Source organism: Marinimicrobium hydrolyticum, from assembly GCF_030848505.1.
Classification (GTDB): domain Bacteria; phylum Pseudomonadota; class Gammaproteobacteria; order Pseudomonadales; family Cellvibrionaceae; genus JAVDDU01.
On sequence record NZ_JAVDDU010000003.1, the window covers coordinates 75,102 to 88,598 of the forward strand.

Sequence of the window (13,497 nt, forward strand, 5' to 3'; positions counted from 1 at the left end):
TATTTATTGCTTCTGATTTCTTTCCAGGTAACGGAATAAAACCGAATCGGCGCGAATCATGAGCGTGGCGTTGTCACCCAATGCCTGATAGGTATCCAAGGTGCGGATAAACGCAAAGAACTCTGGATCAGCCCCAAAAGCGTCCCCGTAAATACGGATTGCTTCGGCGTCGGCATCACCTCGGATTTCTTCCGCTTCCCGGGCGGCTTCGGAGTTGATACGGCGTAACTCCCGCTCCATTTCCCCGGTAATTTCCAGGCTACGCCCTTCCCCTTCCGCGCGGAACCGCGCCGCTATGGCCTGGCGCTCGGAAATCATGCGGTTCTCCACTTGCCGGCGCACCGAATCGATATAGTTGATGCGCTTAATACGCACATCGACCAACTCAATCCCCAGGTCTGGCATGAGGCGCGAGGCGCTTTGCAAAATTTCCGTTTCCAACCGCTCCCGGCCCAACTTCGGCCGTTGAGTCAAAGCAACGTCGTCCCGATCTTGCTCCACTTCGTCTAACTCTTCCATGTCCACCTCCCAGTCTCCCGAGCGAACGATTTCCTCCAGCTCGGTGCCTGAAATAATGTCGCGTACCACTGAATCGATAATGTCATCAAGCCGGTTTCGGCCACCGAATTCATCTCGCACGCTGCGCAAAAATTGCAGCGGATCGCTGATACGCCAGCGCGCAGTGGTATCCACTTGGATAAACTCACGACCCAAGGTAGGAATCTGAGTGACGTCTCCATCCCAAATCAACAGGCGTCGATCGTAGTAACGCACTTCTTGAATAAACGGCTTTTTCCAATGTAAGCCCGGCTCGCTGATTACCTCACCCTGAGGTTCACCAAACTGCACAATAATCGCCTGTTCGGCCTCATCCACAACAAACGCCGAAGAGAAAATGGTTACCACGATAAGGGCGCCTACAACCCCTGCAATTGCCGCTTTCATTGTGACACCCCCTTACGCGCATCATGAATATTCATCAAGGGCAGAGGGCCCACCTGGTTTTCCTGAATCATGATCACCTGGCCCACATTGGGCAGTACATTGGTCATGGTTTCCAGGTATAAGCGCGAACGGGTAACCTCGGGTACGGCGGCGTACTCCCGCAACATAGCTCGGAAGCGTGCCGTCTCACCTTCGGCGCGGTTCACTCGCTCCGTGGCATAACCCTGAGCTTCGGCAATCAAGCGCTGGGCTTCGCCTTCGGCACGGGGGATTTGTTGGTTCGCCCGCTTGGTGGCTTCATTAATCATTCGCTCGCGCTCTTGGCGCGCCTCATTCACTTCATTGAAGGCTGGGCGCACGGCCTGAGGCGGCACCACGTCCTGCAACTCTACGGTAATGATGTGCAGGCCTGAGTTGTAGCGATTCATAATGTTCTGAATTTCGTCACGCACGCCATGAGCAATTTCCACCCGGCCCACGGTGAGGACTTCGGAACCCAAACGATTCCCAACGACCCGCCGCATCACCGATTCGGAAATATCCCGCAGGGTACGATCCGGCTCGCGCTGTTGATAAAGGTACTTAATGGGATCCTGAATGCGGTACTGAACGACCCACTCCACATCAATGATGTTCAAATCACCGGTGAGCATGAGCGATTCGTCGGTAAAATCCCGCGCGGAGTATCTAGTGCGATCGCTACCGGTTTGGCTTTCAGTTCGAAAACCAAACTCCTGCTTCAGCACCCGCGCCGACGCCACGCGCTGAACCTGATCAACACCAAAGGGAATCTTAAAGTGCAGTCCTGGATCGGTGATATCCACTACAGCACCCAAGCGTTTTACCACAGCCTGTTCCTCCGGCTGCACGGTATAAAAACTGGTCATCGCACCCCATAGCGCAATAACCGCCAAAGGAATCAGAACGATGGAGACGCGCGAGGGCAGTTTCTTAAACAGGGCCCGAAGATCGTCCTCCAGCCCCCTGCTATCAGATGATCCCTGCCAGGGATTCTTATTCATGATTACTCTCCTTGAGCAAAAAACCGGAGGATTATGCCGGCCGCAAGATCGGAACACTCTCACTCACGCAAACAAATCCTCGGGTTTGCGAACTCTCGAGCGGAGGCCAGCGGGCCACGATAGCAGAAAGATATTTTGGGCGCCATGAACGCTTAGTGACTGAGCATCAAAAACGGGGGTTACGCGGTAAGGATCGGGCCATCGGTGAGTATTTCGTCCACCCCGGCCTTCAAGGCCAAGCGCGTATCGGCTTCAGTCGCTGGCAAATAAGCCAATACATTGGCGCCATGGCGCCGATAGCGAGACAAGATAGAGGGCTGCATAAGATTTATGCCGCCGATTCGTGGCGGCAGGGAATAACTAACTCCGGGCTCAATGCCTGCTAACGACGGCATTCCCAGTGCGCAGGCGATACCGGCTCGGCGACACTGCTCCACGCGTGCCATGCACCTGGCCGCTGGCTGATACCGAAGCAGGTAGTCCTGATGACTTTTGTCCCAGAACAAAAAGCGCACGCGTTGACTAAAAAAATCTCTGTAGCCAGGTTGGCGCCACCAATGCAGCAAGGTATCGATGGTGCGTAAGGCCGACTCGGGCTTGATATCAAATATCCAGTGGCTCTGTGTAAATTCCTCTAGAAACTGATCAAAGAACACCAGCCGCGCCTTTCCGCGCAGTTGCACCTGCTCTAGCAACAGGCGCGGGCTCGCTTCGATGCGATGCGTCGTGCCACTCAAACGCTCGAGCGTGGCGTCATGCGCCAAAACAATATGGCCGTCAGCCGTGGTGCGCAGATCGGTTTCCAAATGCAAAAAACCCAGTGAGCGAGCCACACGAAACGCTTCCGCCGTGTTTTCCTCGGCTTCCAGGCAGTAACCCCGGTGACTGATCCAGATGGGAGAAGCCATAAGCTGCACCTCAGATGACATTCGCGTAATAAGGGCCATTTTCCGGTACTATGGCAGTTACAACAACCGCCTAAGAGCCAGAACCGTCAACCCGCTCATGTATTATTGGTTAATCGTACTATTTCACTTGGTGGTGATGCCCATAGCCGCCCTTCACGTACTAGTCAGCAAACGCGATCACCGCGCAGCGCTGGGCTGGATTGGCGTCATTGTGATTTTTCCTGTTGCCGGCCCAGTCATTTACTTTGTGTTCGGGATTAATCGGGTGCGCACCAAGGCCCGTTTGTTTGCCGGCCGGCATTTGCCGGTGATGCACTTTGGTTATGAGCGCGCCACCCGGGAGCCCGGTGACGACCATGATCCAATGGCAAGCCACGTAGATCCTCCCTATCTGGCCGAGATTGGCGCGCGTGCGACCGGGCGCCGGCTATCCGCCAACAACCAGATTACCCCCTTCATCAATGGCGAGCAGTTTTTTCCGCGTCTTATCCAAGTCATCGATGAAGCCAAGGAATACATTCTTCTGTCCAGCTACCTGTTTTCTCCGAGCGGTGTGGGCGGTGAGGTCATTAACGCATTGAGCCGGGCAGCGGCGCGCGGCGTCACGGTGCGTGTACTGATCGACGGCATCGGCGCCTGGTACTCACTCCAGGGGGCGATTCAACCGCTGCGCAGAGCCGGCGTAAAGGTACGCCTTTTCAGACCCCCCGGCCTCTTACCGCCGAGCCTGGACATCAATCTGCGTAATCACCGCAAAATTGTTGTGGTGGACCATCAAATCGGTTTTTTCGGCGGGATCAATATTGACCAAAGACACATGGTGAATGACCCGAACAACCGCCACATCACAGAAGATGTCCACTTCGAGGCTCGGGGGCCGGTGGTGCACGATTTACACCGCTCGTTTGCCGATGACTGGCTGCTGATCACCCGCACACCTCTGGACTCTCCGCTCGACCCTGCAGAGCCCGCCGGCACCAGCTATTGCCGAGTCATTGACGATGGCCCGGGCGATAACCTCTCGCACCTCTCCATGACGTTATCCACCGTCTTTACCGCTGCGCGTGAACACATCACCATCCTGATGCCTTACTTTCTCCCCAACCAGGAGATGACCGCCGCGCTGCAGTCGGCCAGCCTCAGGGGCGTTAAAGTACAGGTGGTGCTACCGGAGCGAAGCAACCTGCGTTTCGTGGATTGGGCCACCCGCAATATGTTGTGGGAACTGTTGCTATGGGACGTGGAGGTTTACTACAAGCCCGCCCCTTTCGCGCACACCAAACTGGTGGTGGTGGATGACCACTATGTGCTGGGCGGTTCTGCGAATCTGGATGCGCGCAGTTTGCGACTGAATTACGAGCTGGGCGTGGAAGTGTTCGACGCTCCCTTGGCGGAGTATCTTCATCAGCACATTCAGGCGGCCATCGACGTAAGCACACGGGTGACACTTGAGCGGCTGGACCAGCGGCCCTTCTGGCAGCGAGTAAGAGATGCGTTCTTCTGGCTGTTTTCCAGCTACCTCTAACAGAGCGCCAACACGTACGCATTGGCAAGCGGGGGTAGAAATTGTCGCCCTCAAGCCCAATAATAGCCCCACTTTTTACCGGCCTGGTGAACCTTATGAGCGCCCATCCCGTCCCCATCAGCAGCGATCCCATTTGGGAATCCATTCGTCTGAACGCCTTGAAACAAGCCGACGGCGAACCGGTCCTGGCAAGCTTCCTGTACACCACCATTCTCAATCACGGCACTCTGGAGGCAGCGCTCAGCTATCACCTGGCCAATAAGCTGGACAGCCCGGCCATGCCGGCCATGCTGGTACGGGAAGTCATTGAGCAAGCCCTGGAGGACGAACCGACCATCGGCCGGGCGGTTCGAGCTGACCTACGCGCCATTAATGAACGCGATTCAGCCTGCTGTTCGGCAACCACACCGTTTCTGTATTTCAAGGGCTTTCATGCTTTGCAGGCGTACCGAGTGGCGCACTGGCTTTGGCAGCGCGGTCGGCGCTCCCTGGCGTTGTTTCTGCAGAATCAAATCTCCGTCGTCTTCGCCGTGGACATTCACCCAGCGGCCCGCATCGGCGAAGGCATTATGTTCGATCACGCTACCGGGATCGTCATTGGCGAAACGGCCGTGGTGGAGAACGATGTGTCAATCATGCAGTCTGTAACCCTGGGCGGCACCGGCAAAGAAGGCGGTGACCGCCACCCAAAGGTCCGCGAAGGTGTGCTGATTGGCGCGGGCGCCAAAGTCCTCGGTAACATCGAAATCGGAGCCTGCTCAACAGTCGGTGCCGGTAGCGTGGTTTTAAAATCGGTGCCTCCGCGCAAAATCGTCGCGGGCGTACCTGCTCAAGTGGTCGGTGAGAGCCGTTGTTCGCAACCGTCTCGTACCATGGACCACCGCATTGGAGATTCTCATGAATAAATACCTGGCGCTCTGGCTTCTGGCCGCGGTGGCACTGGTCGGCTGCGGCCAAGCCGGCGACAACGCCAACGACTTAACCGCATCTCAGTCCGAGCCGTTGGAAACCGTCGCTCTGACCGTGTACAAAAGTCCCACTTGTTTATGCTGCGATGATTGGGTCGTGCATATGGAAGAGCGTGGCTTCAGTGCCCAGGGTGAGCATCCGGACAACTTGTATGAATTAAAACGGGAGCTTGGCATACAGGATCAGTACGCCTCCTGCCATACCGCTGTGACTGAGTCAGGTTATGTGTTTGAAGGACACATTCCCGCCCATCTGGTGCGGCGCTTCCTGGATGCACCACCGGAAGGTGCCCTGGGCCTAGCCGTTCCGCGCATGCCCATGGGCAGCCCGGGTATGGAAATGGGCAATCGGTTTGAACCCTACGATGTGCTGCTACTAAAACACGATGGCGAACATGAAGTGTTCGCGCGCGTTGACAGCCCTCAAGAGCAATATCACTAGCACCACGCGCGCACCCACGACAATCCTATCCCTCCCGCTGCGCACCAAAAGTGCGCAGCGGTTTCCTCTCCAAACCGTTCATTCATGCGTAACAGGCGTATTCCGTCCGACTCTTTATATCTGGCGGGTTTTTTGCAAGTTTCTTCGTACCTTTCAGGCTGATGATTATCAGTTGGCGCCAGGAGACTGGAATGCAATACAGCAAACCCATGATTGAATTGGTATTCGAAATACGACGTCGCGTGCCCAGTGATCTCAAACCCGGCATAAAGCTCGCTAATCCCGAGCTGCTCACAGAGTTGTCTGATTATTATAAAAACTCAAAGGACACAATCACCAAGGCCCTGACCAAAGAACTTATGGCGCTCGCCGGTGGCCGTTGGTTGGAACATCTTGAGAACCCGAGACGGGAGCCCGGCCCCAAACAGGTGACCAAAGTTTATCGAGGCCAAGTCACTCTGGTCGATGTGCCACCCGCAAGCGAGAAGAAAATTCCCAGCCCCAGCCGCGTGTATCGCGGCCAGATTGTGGACTACTGACCCTTATTAGAGTCCAGCTCGCGAATGCGCTCTACGATCACCTCTGCCGCATCGGTAAAGGGCATCAGCACCTGATCAGCGCCAGCGCCTTGGAGAGCACCGGCATGCTCCGAACTGTGAGCGGTAAGCAGTATGTCGCCTTCAAAGCCCGCCTCACGCATGGTTTTTAACAAGGTGAGGTTACCGTGCAGCTGTGGCGTGGAGCTGATCAAGAAGCGTGTCTGATTGATGGGCAGCTGCTCCGGTAAATCGGGATCCTCCACATCGCCGTACTGGGTATCGAAACCCTGGCGTTGGTAATTTTTTACAGCCTGAGGATCAAAATCGACGCCTAGCACGGTTAAACCTTGGCGGCTTAAGCGGCGTACCATGTTGCCGCCGTAACGGCCCAACCCAAACACAATGGCATCGAAGTGGCGCACCTCGTTCTGATGTGTTTGCGCCTCCCGATAGGGATTGGCCTTTTCAAAAATTGACAGTAGCGGAGCCAAACGCTCGAACAAGGGGTGTGAATAAATAATCATGTAGGTGGACAACGCAATCGTGATAAGCCCCACCAGAGTGATTAAGCCCACCACCTCGTCGCTGATGTGCCCCAAGGTCAAACCCAGAGCGGCGAAAATTAACGAGAATTCACTGATTTGCGCTACGGTCAAACCGGCCAAAAACCCGGTACGCTTTCGATAGCCCATCAGGCCCATAATAATCAACACGATCACCGGGTTGCCGATCAGAACGAATACCGACAAAACCAGCGCTGGCCAAACTTGGGCCCCCAATAGCGACAGGTCCAACTGTGAGCCAAGGTTGATAAAGAAAAATAGCAGCAGGAAATCCCGAATACTCACCAAACGGCCACTAATGATCTCCCGGTAATGCGTGGATGCCAGCGAAACGCCCGCCAAAAAGGCGCCCACTTCTCGACTGAATCCCATCAATTCGCTGATCGCCGCCAGGACCACCGCCCAGGCAATGGCGAAGAGCACTAGCAATTCTTGGGAGGAGGCCAAATAGTTGGTCAAGCGGGGCAGAACAAACTTCATGGCCAGGCCGGTTACCACCAACAGCCCAAACCCTTTAAGCGCGACGCCGATGGCAATCTGCGCCACTCCGTCATTGCCGTCCTGTCCCAGCGCCGACAATACGATCATCACCAAAATGACCACAATGTCCTGCACGATCAAGAAACCCACGGCGATCTGTCCGTGCAGCGAGTCAATTTCTTTTTTGTCCGAGAGCAGCTTGACGATAATAATGGTACTGGAAAACGTCAGTGCCACGGCAATATAGAGAGAGGCCATGGGAGAAAATCCCAAGCCCAAAGCGATAATAAAACCAAACAAGGAGGTAAATATTACCTGCCCGAGCCCGGTAAACAGGGCGACGCCGCCGGTGGTTCGAATCAAACTCAGATCGAGCTTCAACCCCACCACAAACAACAAGATGGCGATACCGATTTCCGCCAAAAGATGAATCTGGTCTTCAGAATGAATAACACCGAGCGCCGAAGGGCCAGCAAGAATCCCAAGAACGATGAAGGCTACGATAAGGGGCTGGCGCAGCAAACGTGCGGCCACACCGAACACGGCAGCTAATAGTAGAAGGGTGGCGAATTCGACAAAGGGGTTGTCAGCCAAAACGCTGGCATCCATAAATATTCAGGCTCCATGGAGAGGTCCGGGTCGGAGGGCAGTATATCAGCACTCTCTAGCTCTGGCCCTAATTCTGGCTCAGGCCCACTCCCGCCGCCCGGTGAATTGGGGGCGGAGAAATTCCATCTGATCACCGCGGATGCGATCGCTGTTGATCAGCGCCAGATACTCCGCGGTATTCGGACAAAAAGGCAACGCCAGCAGCTCCATGCCGATTTCGCTCAAAAGCCGGTTGCCCTTGTGTTGATTACAACGCTTGCAGGCACTGACCACATTGTTCCAGCGATCGCGCCCGCCGCGGCTGATGGGGTGAACATGATCTCGGGAGAGAAAGTGGGCAGGGAAAAACCGTCCGCAATACAGGCACTGATGGTGATCGCGCGCGAACAGCGCTTGATTGGTAAGAGGAGGGACCAGGCGCATGCGCGCTAGGCGGTTGCCGCCGCAGGCGATGATCGCGGGCAAATCCATTTGTGTGCGCAAACCGGTAAGCCGCGAGTGGCCACCGTATACTCGACGCACCTGCCCACCAAGGCTCCAATGCACCAGATCCCGGGCGTAAAGACACACCGCATCCTTCCAGTGCAGCCACTCGATAGGCTGGCCGGCAATATTCAAACGTAAAATACGTGCCTCCACGGACACCTCCGCCTTCGATGCGGTGCGCCAGCGGGCTGACTACGAAACTACAAGCAGCGCCTGCCCGGCATACCGGCTTGTTCGTCATCGGCTAGACTTGTTGGAACGGCAAACTCCGACAACAAAATCTCATTACGCTGTCGTACTATGCCGGGAATAGGTAAAAAATACTACTGTTTGACGATGCTGTGGTGATCCTTCGGGGGGTTGGAAGCACCCAGATTGAGGCGGGGCCAGACGTAAAAAACCCGCGGCAGGGGGGCCGCGGGTTTCGGTACTTACAGGATATAGTCCGTCCTGGACCAGTCTGGCATAGATCCTTCCTGCTCCCTGCCGCACTCCCTGTGCCTGCGTCCATAACAAGGCTATTGTGCCGCGCCTGCCAGCATCTACGCCAGTGGGTAAAAGCGGAATGCGCTGTGAGACATGTCGCACAAAACGAAGTCCGTGCGCTAGGTGCCTCAGCCCTCCTCGGACGCCGCCCGAGTCTGACGCAGCAGTTCGCATTGGCGGCGCACGATGTGCTGAATAAGCTCCTCCTGGACGACGCTGTCCAGTTCGACAAAATCAAAGCGAACATACCAACTGTCCCCCTCCGGCGCACAAGCGACCACCTCGGCAGCGATCTGGTAACGACGGCGCTCAGGAAAAAGAAGTAGGTCCAGATCTACCAGAGCCGCTTTTGGTAGAGCCCTCTCCAGGCGCAGACCTAGACCACAGGCACTTATGTTCACGGGATACAGTTCATGCTCCCTAGGCCCATTAGGTGCTGACTCTTCCGCGAGCTGGCTGACCCGGTCAATTTTTGCGTTCAAGCACTGTATCAACTCGGCCCACTGTGGCTCGTGAGGTGCCAACTCGCTCAGCAAACGTTCGATGCTGGCATTGCAGGCGGCGAGAGTGGCGTCTGGCTGTGACTCCGCAGCCTTGGACAATTCTGTACTTAGGCGATAGATCACCCCCACTTGATCGGCAATGCGAAAGTACCGCCGCCGCTCGTCCCGCTCGACAGTGCTCAAAATATTTCCTCAGCTTCCAGGTCGAACAGATAGTCCGGCTCCAAATCCAGCTCGCGCATGATGTCCGGTCCTTCAGATTCCAGCATCTCGGTTTCGTGTTCTTCCAACTCGTCCCCCAGGCCTTGTTGAATCACCACTTCCACACGCCGGTTGCGAGCCCGGTTGGCAGCGGTGTCGTTAGGTGCAAGCGGGCGGGTATCGGCAAAGCCGGCCACCTGAAAACGCCGCTCGTCCAAGTAGCCTCCGCGCATCAACTCATGCGCCACGGAAACGGCGCGGGCGGATGATAAATCCCAGTTGGAGCGGAAACGCTCTGAGCTAATGGGCAAGCTGTCGGTGTGTCCTTGCACCTGTATACGCCCTGGCTGGAGCATCAGTACCGCACGAATTTCTTCCATCACGCCAAAATAGTCCCTGGCCAAGTCGGCTGATGCTGATGCGAAGGAGCCTTGCTCCCGAATACGAATAATAATCTGACGTCCGCGCGTTTCTATTTCAATTTGCCCCGCGGCAATTTGCGGCTGCAGCTTGGCGGCCAGCGCTCGCGCGTCCTGCCGGGTACTCTCCACCAACTCCTCCAGTCGATGTTTCAACTGCTCCCGAGCATCAATGTAATCCGGATCCCCCTGCTGAATGTCGAATTGCTCGGCGCAGTAGACCTCCAGGCTCATTTGAGGAATATCATCGGTGCTTTGGAATATTTCATTGATGGGGGTTGGCTCAGGCCGGCCGGGGCTGAATTCCTGAGCGATGATGCTGGTGCCCTTGGGTACATCGTCAAACGGTTCTTCCACTTGCACACCGAAAGCCTGCGCCATAGAGCCGGCCAAGCGCTTGAACTTCATCGCATCCATTTCAGAAAACGACAGCAAAAGCACAAAAAAGCACAGCAACAGCGCCATCAAGTCCGCGAAAGTTGCCATCCACATGGGGAGGCCTACTTTCTGACGCGGCTTTTCCGGCTCTTCATCGACGATCATGAGAAGCTCCGCTTAGGCCGCATCGGCTAAATCACGCTTGCCTTCGGGCAAGTAGGTTCGCAACATGGAGTCAATCACGCGCGGGTTTTGACCGCTCTGAATGGCCAGCAGAGCGTCAATGATTAAGCTCTTGACCAAGACCTCTTCCGAGGCACGCAGCCGCAATTTATCCGCAATGGGTAGGAACACCGCGTTGGCCAGCAAGGTGCCGTACAACGTAGTCAGCAGCGCAATGGCCATGGCCGGGCCAATGGCTTTGGGGTCATCCATATTGGCCAGCATGGCCACCAGCCCAATCAGCGTACCGATCATGCCCATGGCGGGAGCGACGTCACCTAAAGCACCAAAAATGGATGAGCCGCCGCTGTGCCTCTGCTCGGTCAGGTACCGATCTTTTGACAGCATGGCCTTCACCACTTCCGGGTCATGGCCATCGACCAACAGTTGTATGCCTTTTTGTAAAAACGGGTTACTGACCTCTTTCCCTTCCAGAGATAGCAGTCCACCTTTGCGGGCCGCATCGGCGAGCTCCACGATTTCGTCGATCAAATCGGCCGGGTCTTCCAGACGGAACACAAAGCTTTTGGCCGCCACCCGGAAAGCACTAAAAAACTGCCCCAGACTGAATTTGGCCATCACCGCAAAAACCGATCCCCCGACCACAATCAACAGGGACGGCCCGTTGACAAACATGCCAATCTCGCCGGTGAGGAACATGGCGGCGACGACCAAGCCAATAGCACCGACCAAACCCACCAGAGTTGCTAAATCCACAGATAAGTCCTCATAACCTTTTTTTATTGCCCTGCCATCAACTGCAGCGCCCACTTCACTAACTATAGTCGCCCCAGCCGGTTGCGCCTGAATATACCTGCCATCTTAGCAGCAGTACGTTTATAATGGCGCGCATAAGCGCTTGGCCTTCGGCATCTAGCAGCCCAATAGTTATACCATCGGCCAAGACTGCAATTTCTCAACCCCACAGGTGTGCCATGCCCGCAAAAAAGCCGTCTGCGGACTTCGAAGAGTCCCTCAACGCCCTTGAAACCCTGGTCAACAAGATGGAGCAAGGGGATATGTCACTCGAGGAATCACTCAAGGCTTTCGAGACCGGGATTCAACTAACCCGAGATTGTCAGGCGCGCCTGACCGCCGCTGAGCAACAGGTGCAGAAGCTAGTGGAACAGCAAGGTGAACTGAGCCTGCAGCCGCTGGACAGTCGCGACCTGGAGAACGGCGGCTGATGACCGAGCAATTCGACGCCTTCGCCGCCCAGTGCCGCGCCCGTGCCGATGCGGCACTTAAAGCGCGTCTACCAGCGCCCGACTCCCAACAGCCCGATCTGGCTGAAGCCATGGCATACAGCCTGTTCAACGGCGGCAAACGAGTTCGACCCACGCTAATTTACGCCGTCGGCGAAGCCTTGAACGCTCCCCAAGCGGCCGGCCTGGATACCGTGGCTGCAGCGGTCGAGTGCGTGCACGCCTACAGCCTGGCCCACGACGACCTCCCCGCCATGGACGACGATGACCTGCGCCGAGGCAAGCCCAGCTGCCACATCGCCTTTAATGAGGCCACCGCCATCCTGGCCGGCGATGCGCTACAAACCTTAGCGTTTCAGTTACTGGCCGAGAACAATGAATTGAGCGCCATCCTAAAGGTTGCCCTGGTCACTCGGCTGGCCCAGGCCTCCGGGATGCAGGGTATGGTACTGGGCCAAGCCATCGACCTGGGTGCGGTCAATAAGGCCTTGGATATTACGCGTTTAGAACGTATGCACCACTGCAAAACCGGTGCCTTAATCAGTGCCAGCGTCGCCATGGCCGCGTTGGTTTGCGAGGCCAGCGACTCGCAGATACAGTCGTTGGAGCGCTACACCCGCGCCCTGGGGCTCGCGTTCCAGGTCCAGGACGACATTCTGGATGTCACGTCCGACACGGCCACCCTGGGCAAGCACCAGGGCTCCGACCTAAAGCAGAACAAACCCACCTATGTGTCCCTGTTGGGCCTTGAAGGCGCACAACAACGAGCCGATGAGCTGTACCGGGAAGCCCTGGACGCCATCGCCGAATTTAACGACAGTGCCGGCTGGCTTAGGGCTCTTGCGGCTTACATAGTGCAGCGGAATCATTAACCTGAACTAAGATTGCTAGTTTTCGATTTTTGGCGCTTTGATCGAGTGCTGCGAGTGCGGAAGGCATACCCACCCCCATTTTTCGAAAGAGCGCCTACATCACAATAGTTAGTACCACGCCCAACACGTCTGGAGAACCCAATTTGGCGGGCTTTGGTCGGGAGCTGCGAGTGGGGCAGGCACACCCGGACACGCCGTGAATACTTCCCTGTAGGCTTGGATGCGGCATCCATGCCGCATACAGTCCGGGAATGCCTGCCCCACTCTCCGCGGTGCCACACAGGCAGTTTCGGGAAATAAGGGAGTCGGGTATGGCTTCAGTGCACGGAAATGGATTCCCCGTCCCCGATTAGAGCCTAGAATGACGCTCTTCGCGGGAATGACGCAGTGGTACAGAGGTACGAGGATCTTTATATCGTCATCTCCGCGAAAGCGGAGATCCAATCACGGAACAGCTTCGGGCACCACAGAACAACACAGCTGGCACAAAGGCAGACTGGGTCAGGCTTACTGGCACCGAGCGTCCCGTAAGGGTTTGGGGAGCTACCTCCGGGACTGTATGCGGCATGGATGCCGCATCCAAGCCTACATGGATGTATTCACGGCGTGTCCCGGAGGTAGATCGCCAAACCCACCTCCTTTTTCAAAAAAGAGCGCAGGACTAGAATAGCTCCACCTCATTCCGCCACGCCACACTCAAAACCCAGGCTAGGCAATACCCCCT

The 13,497-nt window shown here is 56.2% G+C and carries 13 protein-coding genes and 1 pseudogene; 6 read left to right on the plus strand and 8 right to left on the minus strand.

The annotated features are described in order from the left end of the window. Positions 1-3 precede the first annotated feature (3 nt). The 3 genes and pseudogenes from hflC to RBH33_RS17745 all read right to left on the minus strand — a co-directional run. Positions 4-945, minus strand: coding sequence for a protease modulator HflC (hflC, locus tag RBH33_RS06470; protein ID WP_306731337.1), 942 nt, complete (start codon positions 943-945; stop codon positions 4-6). Then, a complete protein-coding gene (gene hflK / locus RBH33_RS06475; RefSeq protein ID WP_306731338.1) occupies positions 942-1,967 on the minus strand; it encodes an FtsH protease activity modulator HflK in 1,026 nt (341 codons plus the stop codon). The genes hflC and hflK overlap by 4 nt, the downstream gene beginning before the upstream one ends. A gap of 689 nt (positions 1,968-2,656) precedes the next feature. Then, positions 2,657-2,914, minus strand: a pseudogene (locus RBH33_RS17745) (glycerophosphodiester phosphodiesterase); the annotation flags it as partial. On the opposite strand from RBH33_RS17745, the gene RBH33_RS06485 reads away from it, so the two are divergent. The 4 genes from RBH33_RS06485 to RBH33_RS06500 all read left to right on the plus strand — a co-directional run bounded on the left by RBH33_RS06485 (position 2,862) and on the right by RBH33_RS06500 (position 6,349). Continuing rightward, the gene (locus RBH33_RS06485) at positions 2,862-4,400 is read left to right on the plus strand and encodes a phospholipase D-like domain-containing protein (protein ID WP_306731340.1); all 1,539 of its coding nucleotides are present in this window, start codon (positions 2,862-2,864) and stop codon (positions 4,398-4,400) included. The pseudogene RBH33_RS17745 and the gene RBH33_RS06485 overlap by 53 nt on opposite strands. 95 nt (positions 4,401-4,495) lie before the next feature. After that, positions 4,496-5,305, plus strand: a complete 810-nt coding sequence (gene cysE, locus RBH33_RS06490) for a serine O-acetyltransferase (RefSeq protein WP_306731341.1) — start codon at positions 4,496-4,498, stop codon at positions 5,303-5,305. Beyond that, positions 5,298-5,810: a DUF411 domain-containing protein gene (locus RBH33_RS06495; RefSeq protein ID WP_306731342.1), complete on the plus strand. Its 513-nt coding sequence runs from the start codon at positions 5,298-5,300 to the stop codon at positions 5,808-5,810. Before cysE ends, RBH33_RS06495 begins: the two co-directional genes overlap by 8 nt. A gap of 191 nt (positions 5,811-6,001) precedes the next feature. Then, positions 6,002-6,349 (plus strand): hypothetical protein, encoded by a 348-nt coding sequence (locus tag RBH33_RS06500; RefSeq protein WP_306731343.1) that lies wholly within the window; start codon positions 6,002-6,004, stop codon positions 6,347-6,349. Here the strand turns inward: RBH33_RS06500 and RBH33_RS06505 are convergent. From RBH33_RS06505 to pomA, 5 genes are all read right to left on the minus strand, one after another. Next, positions 6,343-8,001, minus strand: coding sequence for a cation:proton antiporter (locus RBH33_RS06505; RefSeq protein ID WP_306731344.1), 1,659 nt, complete (start codon positions 7,999-8,001; stop codon positions 6,343-6,345). The two genes, RBH33_RS06500 and RBH33_RS06505, sit on opposite strands and share 7 nt — an antisense overlap. A gap of 78 nt (positions 8,002-8,079) precedes the next feature. Next, entirely contained in the window at positions 8,080-8,640 is a 561-nt protein-coding gene (locus RBH33_RS06510) for an HNH endonuclease (protein ID WP_306731345.1), read from the minus strand. Between the two features lie 461 nt (positions 8,641-9,101). Continuing rightward, a complete protein-coding gene (locus RBH33_RS06515; protein ID WP_306731346.1) occupies positions 9,102-9,659 on the minus strand; it encodes a PilZ domain-containing protein in 558 nt (185 codons plus the stop codon). Then, entirely contained in the window at positions 9,656-10,639 is a 984-nt protein-coding gene (locus tag RBH33_RS06520) for a MotB family protein (RefSeq protein WP_306731347.1), read from the minus strand. Before RBH33_RS06520 ends, RBH33_RS06515 begins: the two co-directional genes overlap by 4 nt. 12 nt (positions 10,640-10,651) lie before the next feature. Beyond that, the gene (gene pomA / locus RBH33_RS06525) at positions 10,652-11,413 is read right to left on the minus strand and encodes a flagellar motor protein PomA (protein ID WP_306731348.1); all 762 of its coding nucleotides are present in this window, start codon (positions 11,411-11,413) and stop codon (positions 10,652-10,654) included. A gap of 218 nt (positions 11,414-11,631) precedes the next feature. Here pomA and RBH33_RS06530 point away from each other — a divergent pair, with 218 nt between their 5' ends. Together RBH33_RS06530 and RBH33_RS06535 are read left to right on the plus strand one after the other, a co-directional pair. Continuing rightward, a complete protein-coding gene (locus RBH33_RS06530) occupies positions 11,632-11,883 on the plus strand; it encodes an exodeoxyribonuclease VII small subunit (RefSeq protein WP_306731349.1) in 252 nt (83 codons plus the stop codon). Continuing rightward, positions 11,883-12,773, plus strand: coding sequence for a polyprenyl synthetase family protein (locus RBH33_RS06535; RefSeq protein ID WP_306731350.1), 891 nt, complete (start codon positions 11,883-11,885; stop codon positions 12,771-12,773). Before RBH33_RS06530 ends, RBH33_RS06535 begins: the two co-directional genes overlap by 1 nt. Positions 12,774-13,497: the final 724 nt, after the last annotated feature.